Origin of the sequence: Actinomadura macra NBRC 14102 (genome assembly GCF_001552215.1) — a bacterium.
Lineage (GTDB): Bacteria > Actinomycetota > Actinomycetes > Streptosporangiales > Streptosporangiaceae > Spirillospora > Spirillospora macra.
Genome location: NZ_BCQT01000013.1, coordinates 1 through 21,020, shown reverse-complemented (window position 1 = coordinate 21,020; position 21,020 = coordinate 1). Strand labels below are relative to the sequence as shown.

Sequence of the window (21,020 nt, the reverse complement as noted above, 5' to 3'; positions counted from 1 at the left end):
GACCGCCGGGGCGCCCGAGCCGCCGGGCCCGTGTCGCAGTAGCGTGTCGTCAGGTGGCGCAGGGTCACCGAGCGGCGAACGCAGGGAGTGCGGACCCACGATGACGGACGCGATGGAGGCCCGGACGATCGAGATCGCCGGGCATGGCGGCGCCACGTTGGAGGCGTACCTGGCCCGGCCCACCGGCGACGCCCCTCGCGGCGGTGTGGTGGTGCTCCACCATCTGCCCGGCTACGACGAGGCCACCAAGGAGATCGCCCGCAAATTCGCCGCGGCCGGCCACGCGGCGATCTGTCCCAACCTGTTCTCCCGCGAGGGTGCCGGCGTCAGCCCGGACGACCAGGCCGCCGCGGCACGGGCCAAGGGCGGGGTGTCCGACGAGCAGCTCGTCGGCGATGCCGCCGCCGCGGCGGCGCACCTGAACTCCCTCGGCGGCGCCAACGGCAGGATCGGGGTGATCGGCTTCTGCTCCGGCGGCCGGCAGAGCTTCCTGGTCGCCTGCTCCCTCGACATCGACGCGGCGGTGGACTGCTACGGCGCGTTCGTGGTCAACGAGCCGCCCGCACGGTTCCCGCTCCAGGTCCCGCCGCTGCTGTCGAAAGCCTCCGAGCTGCGGTGCCCGCTGCTCGGGCTGTTCGGCGAGGACGACCAGTACCCGGCACCGGACGAGGTGACGGTGCTGGACACCGAGCTGACCCGGCTGGGCAAGGAGCACGAGTTCCACACCTATCCCGGCGCCGGGCACGCGTTCTTCGCCGCCGACCGATCGTCCTACCGTCCCGAGGCGGCCGTGGACGGCTGGAAGCGGATTTTCGGCTTCTTCGGCCGCCATCTGGCCGCGTGACCACCTCCGGACCGACCGGCGCCGGATCGAGCAGGGAGACCCCATGTGCACCTACCGGACCCACAAGATCCAGCTCGACGGCGCCGCCAAGGGCGCGTCCGGCTGGTTCACCCTCACCGACGGCGCGGTCTATGTCGACCACCCGTACCACGCCACCCAGGAGCACACGCTGAACATCGACTTCACCAACCCGGCGGACGGGGCGTCCGCGCGGGCGGCGGTGGAGCTGACCGAAGAGGCGGCGCTGGCGCTGGTGGCGGCCATCCAGGAGGCGCTCGCATCGGCGCCGCCCGGTCTCGCCGCGAGCGGCCGCGGCTGAGGCGACCGGCTCGCCGACGCATACGAGGGTCCGCGTGAGGGGAGAGGGTGGAGGACGAGCAAAGGAGAACGCCATGCTGGTCCGAGAGGCGATGACGTCGCCCGTCGTGACGATCCCGCCGGGCGCGACCATACGGCAGGCCGTCCGCGTCCTGGACGAGCACGAGATCACCGCGCTGCCGGTGCTGGACGGGGGGCGGCTGGTCGGGATCGTCAGCGAGATGGACCTGCTGCGCGGCGAGTTCGAGGCCGACCCCCGCGCGTTCGCCCGCCCGGTGGCGCGGCCCGGCACGCCGTCGCCCCGCCAGGTCGGGGACGTCATGACGCGCGAGGTGCGGACCGTCCGTCCGACCGCCGACGTCGCCGAGCTGGCGGAGATGATGATGCGGACACGGATCAAGAGCGTCCCGGTCCTGGACGGTCCCGACATCGTCGGCATCGTCAGCCGCCGCGACCTCGTGGCGATCCTGGCCCGCGGCGATGCCCGCATCCGCGACGACGTGCTCGCGGCCATCGCCGAGTACGGGGCGGACCCGTGGGACGTGTCCGTGGACGACGGGGCCGTGGAGCTGAGCGGCACGGCGGGCGAGTCCGCCCGGCGGATCGCCGAGGTCCTCGCCCGCACCGTTCCCGGGGTCACCCGGGTCTCCGTCCGGGCGCCGGGCACGGGGCCTACTCCCCCGCGTACGCCCTCCTGAGCGCGGCGAGGTCGATCTTCTTCATCGACAGCATCGCCCGGGTGGCGCGGCCGGCCTTCGCCGGGTCGGAGTCGCTGATCATCTCCATCATCTCGGTGGGGATGACCTGCCAGGACAGGCCGTACTTGTCCTTCAGCCAGCTGCAGTCGGACTCCTGGCCGCCGTCCGCGATGAGCCGGTCCCAGTAGTAGTCGACCTCGTCCTGGTCGGCGCAGAAGATCTGGAACGACACGGCCTCGCTGAAGGTGAACTGCGGGCCCCCGTTGAGCGCGACGAACCGCTGCCCGTTGAGCTCGAACTCGACGGTCAGCACCGAGCCCGCCGGGCCCGGTCCGCCCTCGCCGACCCGGACGATCTTGCCTAGGCTGGAGTCCTTGAAGATCGAGACGTAGTGGTGCGCCGCTTCCTCGGCCTTCCCGTCGAACCACAGGCACGTGGTGAATCCCTTGCCGGACATCGGTACCTCCTGGGCTGTTGTGTGCGTTCCCCCCTACCGACCGGCTCCGTCCCGGAAACTCATCGGTGAGCGTCCGCGCTGTATCCGAGACAGGATTCTCGATTAAAATGGTAGGAATAGTTGCTTTTGCGTGATCCGCGTGTTCTGATACCGCCATGCGTGTTCGGCTCTACCTCATCCGGCGGCGCCACGTGGACCTCCTCCGCGTGACCGCCGCCTGCTGTCCGGCCTGACGATCTTCCAGGCCCGACGTCGAACCACGCTCAGGGAGCACGTTCCCCATGTTCAAGAAGATCCTCGCGGCCGTGCTCGCGGTCGCCGCCGCCGGGTGCGGCACCTCCGCGCGAGGCGCCACCGGCAGTGTCAAGATCGGCTACTTTCAGGGCGCCGTCACCGGGCCCGAGACGATCGTCGCCGCCAACAAGGACCTGTCCGCCAAGGTTCCGGGCAAGATCGAACTGCGGCCGATCGACAGCGGCGTCGCCGGCATGGCGCAGCTGCGCGCCGGAGCGTTCCCGTTCGTGTCCGGGGTCGGGAACCCGCCGTTCGTCGGCGCGTTCACCAGCGGCACCGACGTGCGCGCCGTGTACGTCCTCGGCATCGACTCCTCCGGGCTCGCCGTCCGGGACCGCGTCAGGGGGCCCGGCGACCTGCGGAAGGTCGGCGTGCTCGTCGGCTCCACCCTGGACTTCCAGCTGCGCGGCTGGCTCACGTCGCAGCGCCTCGCGGGCAAGGTGCAGATCGCCGCCTTCGCCAGCGAGGCCGCGGAGGCGGCGGCATGGAAGGCGGGCAAGATCGACGCCGTCTACATCAGCCAGTCGTACCTGCTGGAGCTCCAGAAGCATCAGGCGCGGGTCCTGGTGCGCTCGACCGACATCGCCAAGCTCGGGTACGCGGCGGTCAACATGCTCGCCGTGTCGGCACCCTACGCGGACAAGCACCCGGACGTGGTGCAGGCGCTCGTCTGCCAGATCTCGAAGGCGGGGACCCTCGTGAAGGGGCCGCAGGCGGAGCAGTACATCGGGCCCGCGTCCCGCTTCCAGGGGGTCAAGCCCGCGGACGCCATCGAGGCCACCCGGACCTACCCCTACATCCCGGTCGCCGAGGAGGCGTCCTGGCTGAAGGGCCCGGACGGCAAGGTCGCCTCCGGCCGGCTGGTCAAGAACTTCACCCTGACCGCCCGGTTCCTCGTCACCCAGGGCCGCGCGAAGAGCGTGCCCACACCGGACCAGATCGCCGCCCATGTGGACCCGCGGTTCTGGGACAAGGCCCAGACGGGAGGCTGCAGGTGAGCGCGGTCGAGGCGCCGCCCGCGACCGGGGTGCGGCTGCGCGAGGTCCGCAAGACGTTCAGCCACCGGCGGCGTCCCGGCCGGCTCGCGCTGGACGGGGTGACCCTGGACGTCGCGCCCGGCGAGTTCCTGTGCCTGCTCGGGCCGTCCGGCTGCGGCAAGTCGACCCTGCTGAACATCCTGGCCGGGTTCACGCCCGCCGACTCCGGCGAGGTGCTGGTCGGTGACAAGCCGGTCGTGGCGCCGGGCCACGAGCGAGGGGTGCTCTTCCAGACGCCCAACCTGTTCCCATGGCTGACCACCTGGCAGAACGTCCTGTACGGGCCGAGGGCGCGCGGCGCGCTCACCGCCGACGTCCGCGACGAGGCGGCGGAGCTGCTGGAGACCGTCGGGCTCGCCGACGCGCGGGACGCCTACCCGCACGAGCTGTCCGGCGGGATGCGGCACCGCGTGGCGTTCGCGCGGGTGCTCATCAACCGGCCGGGCGTACTGCTCATGGACGAGCCCTTCGGCGCCCTGGACGCCATCACCCGCGCCGGCATGCAGCGGTTCCTGCTGGAACTGTGGCAGCGGCGGCGCACCACCATCGTGTTCGTCACCCACGACGTCGAGGAGGCGGCCCTGCTGGGCGACCGGGTGTGCGTGCTGTCCGCGCCCCCCGGCGGCACCAAGGCCGTCCTGGACATCGACCTGCCCAGACCGCGCACCTACGAGGACACCGACACGCTCGCGTTCGTGAACGCCAAGCGCCGCATCAGGGAGGTCCTGGAAGGATGACGACGACGACCGGCCCCGCCCGCGAGCAGACCTCCGCGCCCGTCGCGGCGCCCGCGGCGCGGCCGCCACGCTCGTACCGGCGGATCTGGACGGGCGCCGCCGCGCTCGGTCTCGCGCTGGTGATCTGGGAGGCGGCGGCGCTCGTCATCGGCGACGCGGTGACGCTGCCGACGGTCACCGAGACCGCGCAGACGTTCGAGCGCTACCTGACCAGGCCGTATCCGGAGGTGCAGGGCAAGACCCTGCTGGAGGACGCCCTCATCAGCACCGGCCGCATCCTCGCCGGATTCCTGCTCGGCACCGCCGCGGGCCTGCTGCTCGGCGCGTCCATGGCGGGCGTGCGGGTGATCCGCGAGCTGGCCGACCCGATCATCGGGGTGATGCGCCCGCTGCCGCCGATCGCGTTCATCCCGCTGCTGGTGGTGTGGTTCGGCATCGGCGAAACGTCCAAGATCGCACTGATCTTCTTCGGGGTGCTGCCGGTGGTGACCGTCGCGACGCTCAGCGCCCTGGACGCGGTGCCCACCGACCTGCTGAACGCCAGCCGCAGCCTCGGCGCGTCGCCGCTGCACACGATGCTGCATGTGCGGCTGCGCGCCGCGGTGCCCGGCGTCCTCACCGGGATGCGCCTCGCCATGGGCGGTGCCTGGACCGCCATCATCGCCGCCGAGATGATCGCCGCGACCGGCGGTGTCGGCTTCCTCATCCTGCAGGCCGGCAACTACCTGCAGACACCGCTGATCTTCAGCGGGATCGCTGAGATCGCCGTGCTCGGCTTCGCCTTCGACGGCCTGCTGCGGCTGCTGCTGCGGCTCGCCGACCCCACCGTCCGCCGCTAGCTCGACCGTCCGCCAGAAGGGAAGAGATCCATGTCCGAACTCCGTCAGATCGGCGGCCGGATCGGCGCCGAGTACACCGGCACCGACCCGCACGCACTGTCCCTCAACGAGATCACCACCGCGTTGCGCCGCCACAAGGTCCTGGTGTTCCGCGACGCCGGCCTCGACGACGAGGGCCAGCTGCGCTTCGCCTCCCGGTTCGGCGCGCTGACCAAGGCGCATCCCACCGTGCCGTCCGTGGACGGGCAGCCCGACATCCTGCCGGTCCGGGGTGAGGAGGGCATCCGCTCCAACACCTGGCACACCGACGTCACGTTCGTCCGGACGCCGCCGAAGCTGAGCACGCTGCGCGCCCTGGTCGTCCCCCCGTACGGGGGGAACACGTTGATCGCCAACTCGGCCACCGCCTACCGGGACCTGCCGCGGCAGCTGCGGGACTTCGCCGACCGGCTGTGGGCCGTGCACACCAACGACTACGACTACGCCGTCCCCAAGACCAACTCCCGGCAGGCGGCGGAGTACCGGAAGGTGTTCACCTCGCGCACCTACAAGACCGCGCACCCCATCGTCCGGGTGCATCCGGAGACGGGTGAGCGGGGGCTGTTCATCGGCGGGTTCGCACAGAAGATCATCGGGCTGTCGGGCAGCGAGTCGCGGGACATCCTGCGGATCTTCCAGTCCTACGTCACCCGTCCGGAGAACATCGTGCGCGTCCAGTGGAACCCGGGTGACCTCGTGCTATTCGACAACCGCATCACCCAGCACTACGCGCCCGACGACTACGGCGACCTGCCGCGCGTCCTGCACCGCGTCACGGTCGCGGGCGACGCCCCGGCGGGCGTCACCGGGGACCGCAGCTACATCCTGGAGGGCGACGAGGCCGCGCACTACACCCCCGTACCGGCGGGACTGGCCGCCTGACGCCCCGCCCGGGGACGCACCGCCATTCACGCGTCCCCGGGCGTTCCCGCCCTCCGGCCACCGCTTCGGCACGGCGGCCCGGAGTCACAGGCCGTCGAGCAGTCGGACCAGGTCACGCCGCCCCGCCTGCGCCGCCATCCGGCGGACGGCCGCGGTGTCGACGCGGCCGAGGCCGAGCTGCGCGCCGAACGAGGCGAGCCGGGCGGCGACATCGCCGGCGTCGGGTCGCGTCCGCGAGCCGACGTAGGCGCCGGCGCGGTCGAGCAGGGCACGGCGGCGGAGCCCCTCGTCCGGGCACCAGACATAGCAGAAGTCGCTACCGAGGACCGTGAACGTCCCGAGCCTGCTGAGCGGCAGGCCGTCCCCGCGGTCGCCGTCGAACCGCGCGGCGGGCAGCGACACCCGCAGCATCCCGTCCTCCGACCGGACCAGCCGCGACTCCTCCAGCCCGCGCTTGCGCAGCCATTCGCGGACGCGCCGCTCGTCCCGGCCGCCCCGCGCGTCGGCCTCCTCCGCCTCCACCACACCGGCGATCTCGGGGCTGTGCTCGCAGATCGCGGTGACGTCCGCGTCGAGGGTGTCGGCCGCCTGGGTGTAGGCGAGGTAGCGGATCCGGTCGCCCTCCAGAGCGCGCACCAGGTAGACGGGCAGGTGCAGCGGCTCCGGGTCGCCGACGCGCACCGGCGACTCGACGCGCTCCGGCAGGTTGAAGCGGTCGCGGTCGCGCAGCCCCGCGAGCTCGGCGAGGGCCTGGTCACGGAACATCCGCAGGCTGTACACGGGGCGGAACGCCGGGCCGTCACGCCGCGCCGTCACGTCCACGACGTCCTGCGGTGCCAGCAGGCTGACCCTCGACGAGTCGTAGTACGGGCGGGTCAGCGGGTGGGAACCGAACGCGTCGAAGTAGAGCTTGCGGCGGTCCCGCTGCCTCCGGACGTACCGCTTCCCGTCCCGGACGGACTCGTGTCCGATCGGGGTGAGCGCGATCCGCCCGGCGGAGTCGGAGGTCAGGTGCCCGATCCGGGACAGGACGCGCAGGGCCCGGTCGACGAGCGTCTCGTCCAGGGAGAGGAAGCGCGCGAGGTCGGCGGCGTTGTCCAGCCCGCCCTTGGCGATGCCCAGCTCGATGAAGCGGTCGATCAGCCAGTAGTCCTCGGCCTCGCGGACCTCCGCCTCGACCTCGACGCACCACAGCGGCAGCAGCAGGGGGAACAGGCGCGTCGGGGTCGTCCCCCGCGTGAAGGCGGCGTCCTCCAGCACGCGGGTCTCGGGGTAGCGGATGAGCCTCGTCGCGGCCGTGTCTGTGGTCATGACCGGCCGCCTCCCGCGTTGAGCTTGGTCACCTGATCGAGGACCTCCTGGTACTGGCGGATCTCACCGTGGGCTGCCGCGTGGTCGCGCAGCGACTCGGCCAGCGCACGGAACGGCAGGTCGCGCGCCATGGTCAGCGTCGTGACGTCCCCGACGAGGACGAGCTGATGCCGGGCGCGGGTGAACGCGACGTTCGCCCGCCGCAACTCCTTCAGGAACCCGACCCGGCCGTCGGTGTTGGACCGGGTGAACCCGTACAGGACAACGTCGCGCTCGCCGCCCTGGAAGGAGTCGACGGTGCCGACGTTCAGCTCGGCCGCGTCCACGCCGATCCGCCGGGTCAGCGCCGCGGTGATCTTCGTCGCCTGGGCCCGGTACGGGACGATGACCGCCCAGTCACCGCCGGTCCGGTGGTAGTGCAGGGCCAGCTCGTACAGCAACCTGGCCTCGGCCTGGTTCACGTATCCCGCGCGGCCCCAGCGCTCCCGCCCGCGCCCCGACCGCTCGAACCGCTCGCCACCGGGCAGCCGCGCAGTGTCGACGAACGCGAGCGGACGGGCGAACAGCGCGTCCCGGTGCTCGCGGTGGACGTCGGTGACGAGGGTCCCGCCGTAGAAGGCGGCGGAGACGAAGTCGGCGATGACCTTCGGCATCCGCCGCTGCCGCGTGAGCTGGACGACGTGGTCGCGTGGCAGCCGGGCGGCCAGCCGTTCGAGTGCGCTCCCGCCCAGCAGGTCGCGCACGGCCGCGTCACCCGCCGTCTCGCCCCACGCCTCGACCTCGGAGTCCAGGAACGGCGGAAGCTGCTGTGGGTCGCCCACCAGCACGCCCCGGCTCGCACGCGCCAGCGGGACGAGCGCGTCCGCCACCCCGATCTGGCCCGCCTCGTCCACGATCGCCAGGTCGAATACGACGCCGGACAACTCGGGGCGGGACGCGGCGCCGATGCACGTCGCGGCGATGACGTCGGCATAGCGGACCAGCTCCGGGTAGAGCTGCTCGGTGGCGCCCGCCGCCTCCTCGTGCCACTCGGCGAGCAGCTCGGCGCGGGCGTCCAGCAGCGGCAGGGTGCGATGCAGCCACTGGAGCAGCCGCCTGAGGCCGGCGTCCAGGCCGGGCTCGGTACCGGTGCCGGCGTCGTCATCGTGGACGGGCGGCGGCTCGGCCACGGGCGCGACGGCGGCGGACGATTCGAACGCCGCCTTCCGCGCGGTCGCGCGGCAGCCGTCCGCACGGCGCGCGGCGGCCTCGACCGCGCCGGCCGCCGCCCGTACGGACGGATCGGCGCGGGTGGCGGCGTCCAGCTCGCGTTCGGCCCCGGCGAGCGCGCCGCACGCCGCGTTCCACGCCTGACGGGACGTGCTGGTCCGCTCCTCCTCGGCCGCCTGCCGCCCGTCCAGGAAAGCGGCGAACCACCCGAAGAGGAACCCGAGTACCGGCCAGTGCGCGCGTGCCCTCATCCGCTGGATGCGCCGGCCCCTGCGCTCCGCGCGCAGCCAGTGCCGGTCGAGGGCGCGGCGATGCCCGTCCCGCTCGGCGGCGAGAGCGTCCACGCGGGCCTGCGCCGGGCCGCCCACCGCGCGCCGGACGGCGTCGAGGCGTTCGCGCGCCCGGGCCTCCTCGTCCTTCACGGCGTCCAACTCGCGGACACGGGCCTCCAACTCGGCGGTCCAGCCCTGGGCGGCGGCGAGCCCGCCATAGGCGTCCCCCGCGCGCGCCGCCGCGGCGGCGACCCGGTCGCGCAGCTCGGCGGCGCGCCGTTCCAGCAGGTAGGGCTTTCCCTCGGCCGTGACACTGCCCTCGTGGCCGACGCGGATCACCTCCAGGTGCTCGGGCAGCCGGGCGAGCACGTTGTCCACCGCGCGGTGGGTGTGCGAGGTGACCAGGACCCGTTCCCCGCGCCCGGCGGCGGAGGCGAGGGCGAGCTGGCTGATGACCCGGGTCTTGCCGGTACCGGGCGGACCGAGCACGACCAGCACGTCCTCGGTCGCCGTCCCCTTCTCGAACGCCTCCAGCTGGCCGCCGAGGTCGAGGTCTTCGGCGGGCCGCAACCGCGCGGGCGGGATGCGCCGCACCCGGCCCTCGACGATGGCCGGGAGCACGCTGGTGTTGTGCGCCTGCCGGGACCGCAGCAGGGCGACGGTCTCGCTCTGCTTGGCGAAGACGACCCGGCTCGGCGTCACCTCCAGGTGCCCCTGGCGGGCGTCGCCGAACCGGGACCAGGCGACCGCCTTCTCGAACCGGACGGTCACGGCGTCCCCGTGGACGCGGGTCACCTGCCCGCGCAGCCCTGGCTCACCGTGCACCTGGACGAACGCCCGCTCCTCCGGGCGCGCCGCCCCCACGACCTTGAAGATGTAGACCGACCGGGTGCCCTGCCGCCGCTCCCCCGTCGAGGTGACGTCCCGGTACGGGAAGAGCCGGCCGGACTCCGGCGCGTCCATGGTGATCCGCTCGGTGGCCTCGATCGTCCGGTCGAGGGTGTCCAGGAACACCGACTGCTCCGGGGTGAGCTCCGGGACGCCCCGCTGCGCGGCCAGCTGGTCGCCCAGCCGCCGCCACTGCGCGACCAGCGGCCCCCAGTAGGAGTCGGACGGCCTGGGGATGCTGTGGACGTCGAACGCCAGCCGCCACTGCGCGGGCCTGATCAGCAGGCAGCCCCGCGCGAGCCGCTGGTGGTCGTACATTCGGATCGGATTGACGGAGACGATCGAGTAGGCGTCCTTGTACTTCGGCGTCAGGAACAACCGGATGGTGCAGGACGGGAGGTAGAGCACCAGGCTCGGGTCGCCGCCCGCGCGCTTCGGTTCGTCGAACGTCGCCGCCACCCCGTCCGGCATGGCGTTCAGGTCTTGGACGAGCCGCCCCGGGTCGGCCATCGGGAGCAGGTGCGGGTGGTCGAGGGCCAGTGCCCGCGTCTTGCCGCTCAGCCTGTCACTGGGAACGAGGGTGAGGGGGCCGGGGAGGCGGGCTGGACGAAACGTCATAGGTTCCTCGGGAGAGGTCGTCTCGGGCGGCCCGGAAGGCGGCGCCCAGCGTGCGGGCGTCCGGGCGGCGGGCGGGGTCGGGCGCGAGCGCGGCGTCCACGGCACGGCCGACCCGTTCGGGCAGGCCGCGGACCAGTCGGCCCAGGGGCGGCGGCACCGGACGGGCCGGGAGGCGGCCGGTCAGCAGGTGGTGGACGAGGGCGGCGAGCTGGTAGGCGTCGGTGGCCGGGCCGGGGGGCACCGGCTGCCCTCGCCGCTGCTCGGGGGCCTGGTGGTCGGGCGGCCCCTCGCCGGGCTCGGGCCTGCGGGCGGCGAGGCCCAGGTCGCGCAGGACGAGGCGCCCGCTGTCGAGCATGATGACGCCGGGACGGGTGAGCGCGCGGTGCGCGAGTCCGCGCCCGTGCAGGCCGGCGAGCGTGCCGCACAGCCCGGCCAGCCCGCTGAACAGGCGAGACATGGCGTACGCGCCCAGGTCCTCACCGGGCTCGACCGCCCTGTCGAGGGCCTGGCACGGAAGTCCGGCGAACTCCGAGGCGGGCCAGGTGACGATGAGGGTCGCGGTCCGCCCGTCGGGGGTGCTCTCGTGCCAGACGGGTTCTGGTACGCCCTGAACGCCGCTCAAATCCGCCAGCAGGTCGCGTTCGCCGGACAGCGCGGCGAGCGCGCGCCGCGCCGCCGAGGTGTCCTCGCGGACGCTGACCTGGCGCAGCCACGCGTATCGGGGTGCTTCCCGCGGCCGCCGGCTCCGCCCGCGGCGCAGACGCTGAGCGGAGGCCGGGTCGGGCTCCGGCGCGCGGCGCAGCGCGCACGCCTCCCGGTGGACGGCGGCGCCGTCGCGGGACGGGTGCTCGCCGAGGTAACGGTCGTGCAGGAGGTAGGACTCGCCGCCGAACTCCAGGTCCGCGCCGCCCCGCCAGCGGCCCCGCCAGCCGCCCGGCCCGCCGCTGCTGTCCGTCTCGCCGGGGACCCGGACCGGGATGAGCGGCCCGGCGCCGTCGCCGCCGGCATAGGTGGTGAACTGGTCACCGAAGATCACGTCACCGTTGACGGTCATCCATCCGTCGTTGCGGAGGTGCTTGTTCCGGGGCTCGGGCGGCTCGTCCATGGCTTACCGGTGATAGTTCTTTATCGAGGTACCGACGATGTTGTCCCCCCGGTGATAGTACTGACCAAAATTGGTTATCTGTCCCTTTTCTTGCTCGACTTCCCTTCCCGCGAGAATGGCGGAGACCTCACCGGCCAGCGCACCCTCGCGAGCGAACAGGTCGGCGATCTGGGCGTGCAGAGTATCGATGTCCGGCGGATTTTGCCATGCCTCCGGAAGATCTTTCATCACCTGGCGATTCTGTAGGACGCGCCACAGTTCCTTCGCGCGTGCAGGCAGGGGTCCATTCTCCCGCTCGGCGGCACGGCCGGTGAGGATCGGCAGGACGGGGACGAGAAGATCGATCATCTGTCCCGCGATATCGGACTTTCCGGATGACGGCATCCCGGCTCCCCTGGTGATCGCTTCGGTGGTGGGCTCGTCGGCGTTCGCCCCGGTGGCGCCCGCGTCCGTTCTGGGCCGCAGCGCCGGATCGTCCTCGACGATGCGCCGGTACAGGTCCCGCGCCACCGGGTCGGGGCCCGCCGAGAAGCGCCGCTCGACGCGGCGCTGGTACTGCTCGTAGACCTCGATCACGCGCGGCAGGTTCCCGGCCTGATGGCACGCGCGCATGAGGTGCAGCGCGAGCTGCCGGTTCAGCGGGCGCGCCTGGTGGAGTTCCTCCAGTTCCGGGACGAGCCGGGGCCCGTGCCCGAGCCGTATCTCGGCACCGAGGCACGCCACCAGCACCTCGTGGTACTGCATCACCAGTTCCTTGCGGAGGGCGTCCGCCCACTGCCCGTCCAGGCCGCCGAGGGCCTCGTCGCCGCGCCCCGCCACGGGCCCCTGCCGCCACTCGGCGAGCGCCTCCCGCCCGAGCGTCGCGATCGTCGGATCGTTCCGCGGATCGCTCCGCGCGACGAGGGGGCGGAGCCGCCGCACCCCGCCGCGGAACCGGTGGAGGTCGACGTCGGCCGCGTCGACCGTCATCCGGTAGCGCGGGTCCTTCTTCGGGATCAGCTCGTTCGCCCCCGGCTCCCCCAGGTTGAGGGCGTTGCGCAGATTCCGTACGCCGGACTGCACGGTCTCCTGCGGTGTCGACCCTTCGCGCAGCCCCTCGTGCCAGACGCGCCGGAGTAACTGCGCGGGGGTGACCTGACGCCCCTCGGCCTCCAGGAGAACGGCCAGCAGAAGCTGCTTCTTCGGCCCTCCCAGTTCGACGGGCCGGCCATCGGATTCGGCCTCGACAGGACCGAGCAAGCGAAATCTCAAGACGACTCACCCCAAGCGGGATCTGCGGTTGCCGGAATCCTGCCGGACGCTCGCCGGTGTGGCCGGTCCGCTGCCGGAAGGACGCCGGAACGGTATTCGACGCTCTCTCTGTCGACCAGGGGAATCGCCCCTCGAACAGAAAGGGCAGTCGAAATGAATGGAATCGGCGATGGAAAGGTCCAGGGTTCGCTGAAATGGCGCAAGAGCAGCCACAGCGGCCCGAGCGGCGAATGCGTCGAGCTCGCCGTGGACGGCACCGTGTTCTGCGTGCGCGACTCCAAGGACCCGAACGGCCCGATGGTCCGGCTGGCGCGCGCCGGGCGGCTGGCGTTCGCCGAGGCGGTGCGCCAGTTCACCGAGGGCTGACGCACCGGTCACTCCACCGGGATCCTGACCCGGGTGGCGAGTCCGGTGAGAAGCCCGCGGGCCTCGTCGCCGAACACCGCCATCCGGGTCAGCGCGGACCAGGTCCGCTCATAGACGGCGATCGAGTCGGGATCGTGCACGGTGATGGCGGCGTGCACGGCCTCGATCGTCACGACCGTGTCGTCGACGTCCTGCCCCTCGTAGATGACGAAGGCGTGCGAGACGAAGGCGAGGGCCTCCGCGCCGTCCGGGACGATGCCGATGGACACGTTGTCCAGCGTGCTGAGCGAGGCGACCCGATCGAGCTGGGCGGGCAGCAGCCGGTCGGCGTCCGGGCCGGGACGCCAGCGCAGCGCGGCCTCGGCGATGAGGAACTCGAAACCGCGGTCCTGCTCGTACAACGCGAGCTGGCGGTCCATCCGTCCCGCGACGGCGGACGGCAACCCCTCCGCGGCGCCGGGCAGCGGCGACAGCGCGAACACCTGCCGGGCGTACTGGGCCGTCTGGAGCAACCCGGGAACGACCGCGGGCTGGAAGGTGCGCACCCTGCGTGCTCCCGCCTCCCGTGTGCGGACCTCCTCCTGGCGATGCGACGACGGATCGCCAGGGGACGCCCGGTAGGCGTGGATCTCGGTGAACGCGCGCTCGGCGAGCCGGAGCAGCGACCTGCGCTGTCCAGGCGAGACGCCGGTGACGTCCGCCCACCGCTCGACCTGCGGCAGGGTCGGCATCGCTCCGCCCGCCTCGATGCGCGACACCTTCGACTGGCTGATGTCCCCGATCCCCTCCGCCAGCCGGCGGCCTGAGAGGCCCGCCTGGTCGCGCAGGCGGCGCAGCTCCGCCGCGAGCCGCTCCCGCTCACCCATCCCCGTCCCCGACCCGTTGCTATTCACGGCAATGCACAGGCAATCACCGTGTGAGGGGAGCGTCAACCCACTCTGATGCAAGTTCATTCGGACGATTCAGCCCCGGACCGCGAACAGAACGTAGATCGGCGGCCCGGCGAGGGGGGTGGGCGGGAGAAGGGAACTGCATCGTTGTGGTGAGGTGGCGCCCGCCGCGGCGCACCGTACTTTGGCGGAGTTGCCCTTTCCTCGGCGTCTTGGGAGAGCACCGATGGAACGTCCGTACGTCATCGACACGTCCGGCGACGACATCCAGGGGGAGGCCGCGAAGATCCGGGAACGCGGCACGGTGACACCCGTGGAACTCCCCGGCGGGGTCGTCGCGTGGGCCGTGACCGGACAGGAACCCCTGAAGCGACTGCTGGCGGATCCCCGCGTCTCGAAGGACCCCCATCTGCACTGGCGGCAATGGATCGACGGCGAGATCCCCGACGACTGGCCGCTGCACATCTGGGTGTCGGTGCGGAACATGTTCACCGCGTACGGACCGGACCACCGGCGGCTCCGCTCGCTGGTCTCGCGGGCGTTCACCGCGCGGCGCACGGAGGCGATGCGCCCGCGGGTCGAGGAGATCACCCGCGACCTGCTCGACCGCCTCGCCGCGCTCCCGCCGGGCCCGGTGGACCTGCGGGAGGGCTTCGCCTACCCGCTGCCCATCGAGGTGATCTGCCGGCTGTTCGGCGTCCCGGACGCCTCCCGCCCGGCGCTGCGCCGCGCCGTCGACGGCGTGTTCAACACCGCCCAGTCCCCCGAGGCGTCCGTCAGCAACCAGGAGGACATGTACGGCATCCTCCAGGACCTCGTCGACCAGAAGCGGCGTGCGCCGGGCGACGACATGGCCAGCGTCCTCATCGCCGCCCGCGACGACGACGGCACCCGGCTCAGCGAGGAGGAACTGGTCGGCACGCTGATCCTGATGATCTCGGCGGGCCACGAGACGACCGTGAACCTGCTCGACCACGCGATCACGGCCGTCCTCACCCACCCCGGCCAGCACCGCCTGGTGCGCGAGGGGAAGGCCGGGTGGGGCGAGGTGATCGAGGAGTCGCTGCGCTGGCAGGCGCCCGTGGCGAACCTCCCGCTCCGCTACGCGGTGGAGGACGTGGAACTGGACGGCGTGACGATCCCCAAGGGCGAGGCGATCCTCGCGGGCTACGCCGCCGCCGGGCGCGACCCCGCCCTGCACGGCCACGACGCCGACAGGTTCGACATCACCCGTCCGAACAAGGAGCACCTGTCGTTCGGGTACGGCGCCCACTTCTGTGTCGGGGCGCACCTGGCCCGGCTGGAGGCCGCGATCGCGCTTCCGGCGCTGTTCGAGCGGTTCCCCGGCATGGCGCTGGCCGTCGATCCGTCCGAGCTCCGGCCGGTGGAGTCGTTCATCTCCAACGGGCACCGCAGCCTCCCGGTCACGCTGGCCCCGGCCTGACCGGCCGCGTCAGTCGCGCTGGAAGGTCGAGTACAGCCACCACAGGGACGGCAGGAGCAGTGCGGCTCCCACCGCGAGGGAGCCGAGGCTCGCGGCCAGGACGGCGTGGGTCGCCGCCGCGTCGTCCAGGTCGACGCCCGGCAGCAGGTGGGGGTACTGGCCGAGCCCCCACCCCCACAGCAGCCCGATCACCGCCAGCGCCGCCGTCGCGCGGACGGCCACGTAGGCGCGACGCCACAGCAGGACGAGGGACGCGAGCCCGGCCACGATGGACAGCAGGAGCAGCGGCAGGGCCTTTCCCGAGGTCAGCCCGTCGAACAGGCGCGGCGCGTCGGCGTGCAGGACGAGCAGGCCGGCCCCGGACAGGACACCGACGACCACGCCGCTGACGAGCCCGCGGCGGCGGAACTGCCCGGCGAGGACGGTGCGGCCGCTGCGCTGGGCGTCGCGGGTGAGGAAGACGGCGGCGAGGTAGGTGGCGGTGCCGACCGCGAGCGCGCCGCTGATCAGCGACGTCGGGTTGACCCAGCTCGTCACGAGGTCGCCCCGTGCCACCCCGGGCGGAACGCGGCGGGAGGCGACGGCGCCCGCCACCGTCCCGAGGAAGAACGGCGTGACCAGTGAGGAGAAGGCGAACGTCGCGCCGAACAGCCGCTGCTGCCACGGCTCGGCGGCGACCTTGCGGAACGCGAACGCGGCACCACGGGCGATGATGCCGAGCGCGGCGAGGGTCAGCGGGATGTAGAGGGTGGAGGCGACCGCGGCGAACACGGCCGGCAGCCCCGTCCACATGATCACCAGGACGAAGATCAGCCAGACGTGGTTGGTCTCCCAGACCGGGCCGATGGAGTGCTCGACCAGGGCGCGCTGCGGGCGGCCGCGTTCGGTGCCCCCGGCGAGCAGGTCCCACACGCCGCCGCCGAAGTCGGCGCCGCCGAACAGGACGTAGGCGCTCAACCCGACCCACAGGACGGCCAGCATGATCTCCGGCAGCATCCTCAGACCACCCTCCTCAGACCACCGTGAAGCCGGTGACGTCGTGCTCCTGCGGCGCGATCGGGACGGGTTTGTCGCGTGCCATGCGGCGCAGCACGTACACCGACGCGACCGTGAGGACCGCGTACACCGCGGCGACGAGCGCGAAGCCCCAGACCAGGCCGGGCGCCGGGTTGACGGCGTCGGCCGTGCGCAGGACGCCGTACACGATCCACGGTTGCCGCCCGACCTCGGTGACCACCCAGCCCGCCTCCAGCGCGACGACCGCCGCGATGCCGGCCAGCGACGCGGCCCGCAGGAACCACGGCGTGCGCGGCAGGTCGCGGCGGCGCCACCAGGACAGCGCGAACCAGGCGGCGAGCGCGAGCATCGCGAAGCCGAGCCCCACCATCGCCTGGAACGCCAGGTGGACGATGTTGACTGGTGGACGGTCCGGCGCGGAGACGCCGTCGAGCCCGGCGATCTCGGCGTCCGGGTCCCAGTGGGCCAGCAGCGACAGTCCGTCCGGGATCTCGGCGGCGTAGCGCAGCTCGCCGTCCACGGCGATGCCGCCGATGTGCAGCGGGACGCCGCGCGCGGTCTCGAAGACGCCCTCCATCGCGGCCAGCTTGACCGGCTGGTTGTCGGCGACGAAGTGCGCCGACCAGTCGCCGACGGCGATCTGCGCGGGCGCGATGAGCGCGGCGACGGTGAAGGGGAGCAGGAACCCGAGCCGGTGGTAGCGGTCGCGCCGGCCGCGCAGCATCGCCACCGCGTACACCGACGCCATCGCGAACCCGGCGACCATGAACGCGGCCAGGATCATGTGGACGGTCTGGGACGGCGTGGCGGGATTGAACATCGCCGCCCACGGCCGGACGGTCACGATGCGCCCGTTCTCGGTGTCGAAGCCGGTCGGCTGCTGCATCCACGCGTTGGCGGTCACGACGAAGAACGCGCTGGCGACGCCGGCGACCACGATCGGAACGCCCGCCAGCAGGTGCCGGCCGGGCGGCAGCCGGTCCCAGGCGTACAGATAGAGCCCGAGGAAGATCGCCTCGATGAAGAACGCGATGCCCTCCAGCGAGAACGGCAGCCCGATGACCTGCCCGTAGGTGCCCATCATCCCCGGCCACAGCAAGCCCATCTCGAACGACAGGATCGTCCCGGACACGGCGCCGACGGCGAACAGCACGCCCATCGCCCGTGCCCAGCGCCGCGCGAGCAGCCGGTAGGCGATGTCTCCCGTCCGGTGGCCGCGCCACTCCGCGATCAGCGTGATGGCCGGCATCCCGACACCGAGGCAGGCGAGCACGATGTGCCAGCCGAGCGACAGCGCCATCTGTGTCCGCGCCGCCCCGAGGTCCGCCCCGGTGGCGGCGGCCGCCCACTGCGCGCCCACCGGCATCCCGCTCCCCCCGCGCCGCCTCTGGTCACGCCCTGCCCCCGTGACGGCGACGGCATACCCGCCCCGGCGCGCCGGCACGCGCCTCTTAAAGGATCATGGGAGAACCGTTGACCTGCACCGCCCGTGCTCAGGACGGCCCACGCCCCGGAGAGGGTCACTCCTTGCCGGACGCTCCGTCCGCGCGGCGGGCACGGGCGCGGCGTTTGCCCTCGTGCATCGCCTGGACGCGGGCGATCGGGATGGCGCGGCCCTCCTCGACCAGGTCGGCGGGCAGGGCCTGCGGGCCGGGCATCAGCTCGGCCCAGGGGTCGCGGTCGCCCAGCAAACCGAGGGCGGTCCGGATGGTGAAGGCGCCCGGGTCGGCGTGGTCGAGGTCGTCCCACGGTACGGGGAAGGACACGGGAGTGCCGGGGCGGATCCGCGGGCTGTAGGCGGCGGCGACCGTCGCGCCGCCGGCGCGGGTGGAGTCCAGGAACACCTTGCCCTCGCGGTCCGCACGGATGAACGCCGTGGTGGCGAGCGCGGGATCGAGGCGCTCGGCGCGCGCCGCGAGCGCGCGGGTGGCGGCCGCCACGTCCTCGATGGGTGTCCGCCCGTCCAGCGGGACGAACACGTGCACGCCCTTGGCGCCGCTGGTCTTGACGGCGCCCTCCAGGCCGGCATCGGCGAGGGCCCGCCGCACCAGGTGCGCGGCGCCGACGACCGAGGCGAACGCGCCACCCGCCGGCGGGTCGAGATCCATGACGAGGTGGGTGGGCCGGTCAAAGGCGCCAGCGCGGACGAGCGGCGGGTGGTACTCGACCGCGCGCTGGTTGGCGAACCACAGCAGCGTGCGCCGGTCGTCGCACAGCGCGTAGGACACCTCCCGGCGGGAGGTCTCGGCCCATACCGCCACCGTCCGCACGAACGGCGGCGTGTACTTGGGGACGTTCTTCTGCATGAACGGCTTCTGGCCGCGCAGCACGCGGATCACCGACAGCGGCCGGCCCGCCAGCTGCGGGACGAGGCGGCCGGCGACGGCGTCCAGGTAGTCCACCAGGTCGCGCTTGGTCGCCTCCGACCCCGCGAACAGCGGCTGGCCGAGGTTCGTCAGCGGCACCCCGTCCCGCTCCTCATCAGCGCTCACCGTCTCAGCTTCGCACGCGCCACCGACAGCGTCCCGCCCGGACCCTGCGGCCCCGGACGCCGCGGCTTCCGGGGTGGCGAGGTCAGCGAGGGCGCCACGGGGACGTCGGGTGCGTGGGGACGGGCGTTTCGGTGACCTGGAGCGCGTAGGTGGGCGGGTCGGATCCCACGGGGCCCAGGTAGCCGTGACCGGTGAGGTGGCACCAGGCGGGCAGATCGATGGGGGCGGCGGGGTCGGTGGCGATCAGATGGACGATGGTGCCGGGTGCCAGGTCGGCGAGGTGGCCGCGCAGTTCGAGAAGGAGGCGGACACAGGCCTTGTCCCCGCCGTCGATGACGACCGGGGGGCGGAGCGTCGCGCGGACGGTCTCGCCGGGCTCCGGGCCCGCCTGGGCCACCACACCCCCGCCGGGGGCCCGGATGCCGGAGTGGCCGGCGGCCGGATCGTAGCCGCCGGTGCGTCCGGCGAAACTGGCGACGGCCACCCAGACGCGCTGGGTGACCGCGACACGGCGCCCGCGCTCGTCCACGACGGACGGGTCGCTGTCGCACACGCCGGCGAGATAGGCGTCGATGCCGAGGGCGGCGGTCCGCGCGGCATGCTCGGGGACGCCGGTGTCCTTGCAGATCGCGAGGCCGAGGCGCCAGCCGTCCACGGCGAGGACCGCCGGTGCGGTGCCCGGGGTGAACCGGCCGGCCTCGGCACCTCCCAGCCACATCTTGCGGTAGGCCACAGTCGCCTCGGTACCGACGGCCAGCATCGCGATGACCTCGCCGTCGCCGGGACCGTCGGCTACGGGCGCACCGGCCAGAGCCAGGGAACCGGTCTCCCGGCAGGCGTCGATCAGGGGCGTGAGGCGCGGATCGTCCGGGGCGACGGCGGGGGCGTCCAACTCGTAGCCGGTCAGGGAGAGTTCAGGAAAGACCACAACACGCGCCCGCGCGGACCGGATCACCTCGGCGTGCACCCGGATGTTGGCCTCGACGTCGTAGGGCGCGCACGGGGGCTGGGCCACGGCGACGGTGAGCGGCTCGCGCATACAGATCCCCCATGAACGGTAAATCAGGGCCAATCGTAGTAAACGCTGGAGGGACCGTGATGGCGGAGCGAGTCCCGAGACTTGACCATCTCTTTCAGGTTTCGTCCAGCTTTGGGGCTTACAGTCACAGAGGAGTTCCCCCGACTGTCATTCATGTGAGGAATCGACCTTGGGGCTGGCGATGGACCTCGGTATAGCGCGAGTGGAGAGCACGGAGACCTGCGGTGTGCTGGCGTTCCCCGCCGAGGTCGACCTGAGCAACGGCGAGGCGATCCTGGCCCAGGCCGTCGGGCTGCTCGACGCCGGGGCACCGGGCCTCATCCTCGACCTGACCGACTGCACGTTCTGCGACTCCAGCGGCCTGAACGTGATCACCCGGTCGCAGATGCGGGCGTCCGAGCTGGGCGTCCCCATGTGGGTCGTCCTACCGCAGCGCGGGATCGTCCGCAGGGTGTCGGATGTGGCGGGTCTCCAGCGCCGCGTCGCCATCGCCCCCGACGTGGCCACCGCCCGCGAGGCCCTCACCGTCCCGTACCCCCTGAACTAGCGCGGACGGGACCGGCGCCCCTGGCCCTCGCGCAGGTGGACCAGTCTGCCGGAGGCGTGCGCCGCTCCCCGCCCCAACCGGGGATCTCTTTACATGATCTTGTCGAGGGACGGATGCCCGGAACTTGCGGACGGGGCATGGATGCCTAGGTACATCACTGGAAGGCGTCCATCGCCGAGAGGCGGGAGCAGGCACATGCGGGGCAAGTCGGAGGCCGGGCTGGGCCGCATTCCGATCCTGGACGTGTCGCCGGTGGTGGGGGGCGGTCGATGGCCCGCCAAGGCGGTGGTGGGGGAGACGGTGGAGGTCGCCGCGACGGTGTTCCGTGAGGGGCACGAGTCGCTGGGGGCGGCGGTGGTGCTGCGGACGCCGGTGGCGAGGAGCTCGGCGGGCGCGCGGAGTGGCCGAGATCGGTCATGGTCTGGA

At 72.7% G+C, this 21,020-nt stretch carries 22 protein-coding genes; 12 read left to right on the top strand and 10 right to left on the bottom strand.

All coding sequences use genetic code 11. The features are described 5' to 3' along the window. Nucleotides 1-100: 100 nt before the first annotated feature. From AMA02S_RS22560 to AMA02S_RS22550, 3 genes are all read left to right on the top strand, one after another. A complete protein-coding gene (locus AMA02S_RS22560) occupies nt 101-844 on the top strand; it encodes a dienelactone hydrolase family protein (protein WP_067461385.1) in 744 nt (247 codons plus the stop codon). Between the two features lie 43 nt (nt 845-887). Beyond that, complete coding sequence (locus AMA02S_RS22555) at nt 888-1,163, top strand: DUF6295 family protein (protein WP_067461384.1); 276 nt, start codon at nt 888-890, stop codon at nt 1,161-1,163. Nucleotides 1,164-1,236: 73 nt separating this feature from the next. Next, nucleotides 1,237-1,860, top strand: a complete 624-nt coding sequence (locus AMA02S_RS22550; RefSeq protein WP_067461383.1) for a CBS domain-containing protein — start codon at nt 1,237-1,239, stop codon at nt 1,858-1,860. Here AMA02S_RS22550 and AMA02S_RS22545 read toward each other — a convergent pair. Beyond that, a complete protein-coding gene (locus AMA02S_RS22545) occupies nt 1,835-2,317 on the bottom strand; it encodes a VOC family protein (RefSeq protein WP_067461382.1) in 483 nt (160 codons plus the stop codon). The genes AMA02S_RS22550 and AMA02S_RS22545 overlap by 26 nt on opposite strands. 155 nt (nt 2,318-2,472) lie before the next feature. Between AMA02S_RS22545 and AMA02S_RS45075 the strand changes: the two genes are divergently transcribed. Genes AMA02S_RS45075 through AMA02S_RS22525 form a run of 5 tightly spaced genes read left to right on the top strand, consistent with a single transcriptional unit; the run spans nt 2,473 to nt 6,145 of the window. Then, nucleotides 2,473-2,550 (top strand): putative leader peptide, encoded by a 78-nt coding sequence (locus AMA02S_RS45075; protein ID WP_369688400.1) that lies wholly within the window; start codon nt 2,473-2,475, stop codon nt 2,548-2,550. Between the two features lie 48 nt (nt 2,551-2,598). Next, complete coding sequence (locus AMA02S_RS22540) at nt 2,599-3,609, top strand: ABC transporter substrate-binding protein (protein WP_067461381.1); 1,011 nt, start codon at nt 2,599-2,601, stop codon at nt 3,607-3,609. After that, a complete protein-coding gene (locus AMA02S_RS22535) occupies nt 3,606-4,385 on the top strand; it encodes an ABC transporter ATP-binding protein (RefSeq protein ID WP_067461380.1) in 780 nt (259 codons plus the stop codon). The genes AMA02S_RS22540 and AMA02S_RS22535 overlap by 4 nt, the downstream gene beginning before the upstream one ends. Continuing rightward, the gene (locus tag AMA02S_RS22530; RefSeq protein WP_067461379.1) at nt 4,382-5,224 is read left to right on the top strand and encodes an ABC transporter permease; all 843 of its coding nucleotides are present in this window, start codon (nt 4,382-4,384) and stop codon (nt 5,222-5,224) included. Before AMA02S_RS22535 ends, AMA02S_RS22530 begins: the two co-directional genes overlap by 4 nt. A gap of 30 nt (nt 5,225-5,254) precedes the next feature. After that, nucleotides 5,255-6,145, top strand: coding sequence for a TauD/TfdA dioxygenase family protein (locus AMA02S_RS22525; RefSeq protein WP_067461378.1), 891 nt, complete (start codon nt 5,255-5,257; stop codon nt 6,143-6,145). Nucleotides 6,146-6,229: 84 nt separating this feature from the next. Here the strand turns inward: AMA02S_RS22525 and AMA02S_RS22520 are convergent, their stop codons facing one another. From AMA02S_RS22520 to AMA02S_RS22505, 4 genes are read right to left on the bottom strand one after another with little or no spacing between them, the layout of a single operon-like run. Next, on the bottom strand, nt 6,230-7,456 hold the full coding sequence (locus AMA02S_RS22520) for a hypothetical protein (protein ID WP_067461377.1): 1,227 nt from the start codon (nt 7,454-7,456) through the stop codon (nt 6,230-6,232). Next, nucleotides 7,453-10,443, bottom strand: a complete 2,991-nt coding sequence (locus AMA02S_RS22515) for a DEAD/DEAH box helicase (RefSeq protein WP_067461376.1) — start codon at nt 10,441-10,443, stop codon at nt 7,453-7,455. Before AMA02S_RS22515 ends, AMA02S_RS22520 begins: the two co-directional genes overlap by 4 nt. After that, on the bottom strand, nt 10,391-11,548 hold the full coding sequence (locus tag AMA02S_RS22510) for a protein kinase family protein (protein ID WP_067461375.1): 1,158 nt from the start codon (nt 11,546-11,548) through the stop codon (nt 10,391-10,393). Before AMA02S_RS22510 ends, AMA02S_RS22515 begins: the two co-directional genes overlap by 53 nt. A 3-nt stretch (nt 11,549-11,551) precedes the next feature. Beyond that, a complete protein-coding gene (locus AMA02S_RS22505) occupies nt 11,552-12,787 on the bottom strand; it encodes an AfsR/SARP family transcriptional regulator (RefSeq protein ID WP_067461374.1) in 1,236 nt (411 codons plus the stop codon). A gap of 165 nt (nt 12,788-12,952) precedes the next feature. On the opposite strand from AMA02S_RS22505, the gene AMA02S_RS22500 reads away from it, so the two are divergent. Then, on the top strand, nt 12,953-13,165 hold the full coding sequence (locus AMA02S_RS22500) for a DUF397 domain-containing protein (protein WP_067461373.1): 213 nt from the start codon (nt 12,953-12,955) through the stop codon (nt 13,163-13,165). An 8-nt stretch (nt 13,166-13,173) separates the two neighbouring features. Here the strand turns inward: AMA02S_RS22500 and AMA02S_RS22495 are convergent, their stop codons facing one another. Beyond that, entirely contained in the window at nt 13,174-14,031 is an 858-nt protein-coding gene (locus AMA02S_RS22495; RefSeq protein ID WP_067461372.1) for a helix-turn-helix domain-containing protein, read from the bottom strand. Between the two features lie 250 nt (nt 14,032-14,281). Between AMA02S_RS22495 and AMA02S_RS22490 the strand changes: the two genes are divergently transcribed. Further along, nucleotides 14,282-15,499, top strand: a complete 1,218-nt coding sequence (locus AMA02S_RS22490; protein WP_067461371.1) for a cytochrome P450 family protein — start codon at nt 14,282-14,284, stop codon at nt 15,497-15,499. A gap of 9 nt (nt 15,500-15,508) precedes the next feature. Here AMA02S_RS22490 and AMA02S_RS22485 read toward each other — a convergent pair whose 3' ends face one another. From AMA02S_RS22485 to AMA02S_RS22470, 4 genes are all read right to left on the bottom strand, one after another. Continuing rightward, a complete protein-coding gene (locus tag AMA02S_RS22485) occupies nt 15,509-16,495 on the bottom strand; it encodes a cytochrome d ubiquinol oxidase subunit II (protein ID WP_067461370.1) in 987 nt (328 codons plus the stop codon). Nucleotides 16,496-16,511: 16 nt separating this feature from the next. After that, nucleotides 16,512-17,882 carry a cytochrome ubiquinol oxidase subunit I gene (locus tag AMA02S_RS22480; RefSeq protein WP_067461369.1) on the bottom strand — a complete coding sequence of 457 codons (1,371 nt, stop codon included), beginning with the start codon at nt 17,880-17,882 and terminating at the stop codon, nt 16,512-16,514. Between the two features lie 154 nt (nt 17,883-18,036). Beyond that, nucleotides 18,037-19,008, bottom strand: a complete 972-nt coding sequence (locus AMA02S_RS22475; RefSeq protein WP_084265487.1) for a DNA polymerase domain-containing protein — start codon at nt 19,006-19,008, stop codon at nt 18,037-18,039. Between the two features lie 82 nt (nt 19,009-19,090). Further along, nucleotides 19,091-20,047, bottom strand: coding sequence for a nitrilase-related carbon-nitrogen hydrolase (locus AMA02S_RS22470; RefSeq protein WP_067461367.1), 957 nt, complete (start codon nt 20,045-20,047; stop codon nt 19,091-19,093). Between the two features lie 169 nt (nt 20,048-20,216). Here AMA02S_RS22470 and AMA02S_RS22465 point away from each other — a divergent pair, with 169 nt between their 5' ends. Further along, nucleotides 20,217-20,594, top strand: a complete 378-nt coding sequence (locus AMA02S_RS22465) for an STAS domain-containing protein (RefSeq protein ID WP_157430776.1) — start codon at nt 20,217-20,219, stop codon at nt 20,592-20,594. 195 nt (nt 20,595-20,789) lie between these two features. After that, on the top strand, nt 20,790-21,020 hold a 231-nt coding region (locus tag AMA02S_RS22460; RefSeq protein ID WP_157430775.1), incomplete at its 3' end, for a maltotransferase domain-containing protein.

Bases quoted from the DNA above. Each gene is read 5' to 3' on its own strand.
- AMA02S_RS22500 (WP_067461373.1), top strand. From the start codon at position 12,953: ATGAATGGAATCGGCGATGGAAAGGTCCAGGGTTCGCTGAAATGGCGC.
- AMA02S_RS22485 (WP_067461370.1), bottom strand. From the start codon at position 16,495: ATGCTGCCGGAGATCATGCTGGCCGTCCTGTGGGTCGGGTTGAGCGCC.
- AMA02S_RS22560 (WP_067461385.1), top strand. From the start codon at position 101: ATGACGGACGCGATGGAGGCCCGGACGATCGAGATCGCCGGGCATGGC.
- AMA02S_RS22495 (WP_067461372.1), bottom strand. From the start codon at position 14,031: ATGGGTGAGCGGGAGCGGCTCGCGGCGGAGCTGCGCCGCCTGCGCGAC.
- AMA02S_RS22545 (WP_067461382.1), bottom strand. From the start codon at position 2,317: ATGTCCGGCAAGGGATTCACCACGTGCCTGTGGTTCGACGGGAAGGCC.
- AMA02S_RS22550 (WP_067461383.1), top strand. From the start codon at position 1,237: ATGCTGGTCCGAGAGGCGATGACGTCGCCCGTCGTGACGATCCCGCCG.
- AMA02S_RS22490 (WP_067461371.1), top strand. From the start codon at position 14,282: ATGGAACGTCCGTACGTCATCGACACGTCCGGCGACGACATCCAGGGG.
- AMA02S_RS22515 (WP_067461376.1), bottom strand. From the start codon at position 10,443: ATGACGTTTCGTCCAGCCCGCCTCCCCGGCCCCCTCACCCTCGTTCCC.
- AMA02S_RS22540 (WP_067461381.1), top strand. From the start codon at position 2,599: ATGTTCAAGAAGATCCTCGCGGCCGTGCTCGCGGTCGCCGCCGCCGGG.
- AMA02S_RS22525 (WP_067461378.1), top strand. From the start codon at position 5,255: ATGTCCGAACTCCGTCAGATCGGCGGCCGGATCGGCGCCGAGTACACC.
- AMA02S_RS45075 (WP_369688400.1), top strand. From the start codon at position 2,473: ATGCGTGTTCGGCTCTACCTCATCCGGCGGCGCCACGTGGACCTCCTC.
- AMA02S_RS22555 (WP_067461384.1), top strand. From the start codon at position 888: ATGTGCACCTACCGGACCCACAAGATCCAGCTCGACGGCGCCGCCAAG.
- AMA02S_RS22520 (WP_067461377.1), bottom strand. From the start codon at position 7,456: ATGACCACAGACACGGCCGCGACGAGGCTCATCCGCTACCCCGAGACC.
- AMA02S_RS22530 (WP_067461379.1), top strand. From the start codon at position 4,382: ATGACGACGACGACCGGCCCCGCCCGCGAGCAGACCTCCGCGCCCGTC.
- AMA02S_RS22510 (WP_067461375.1), bottom strand. From the start codon at position 11,548: ATGGACGAGCCGCCCGAGCCCCGGAACAAGCACCTCCGCAACGACGGA.
- AMA02S_RS22470 (WP_067461367.1), bottom strand. From the start codon at position 20,047: ATGCGCGAGCCGCTCACCGTCGCCGTGGCCCAGCCCCCGTGCGCGCCC.
- AMA02S_RS22480 (WP_067461369.1), bottom strand. From the start codon at position 17,882: ATGCCGGTGGGCGCGCAGTGGGCGGCCGCCGCCACCGGGGCGGACCTC.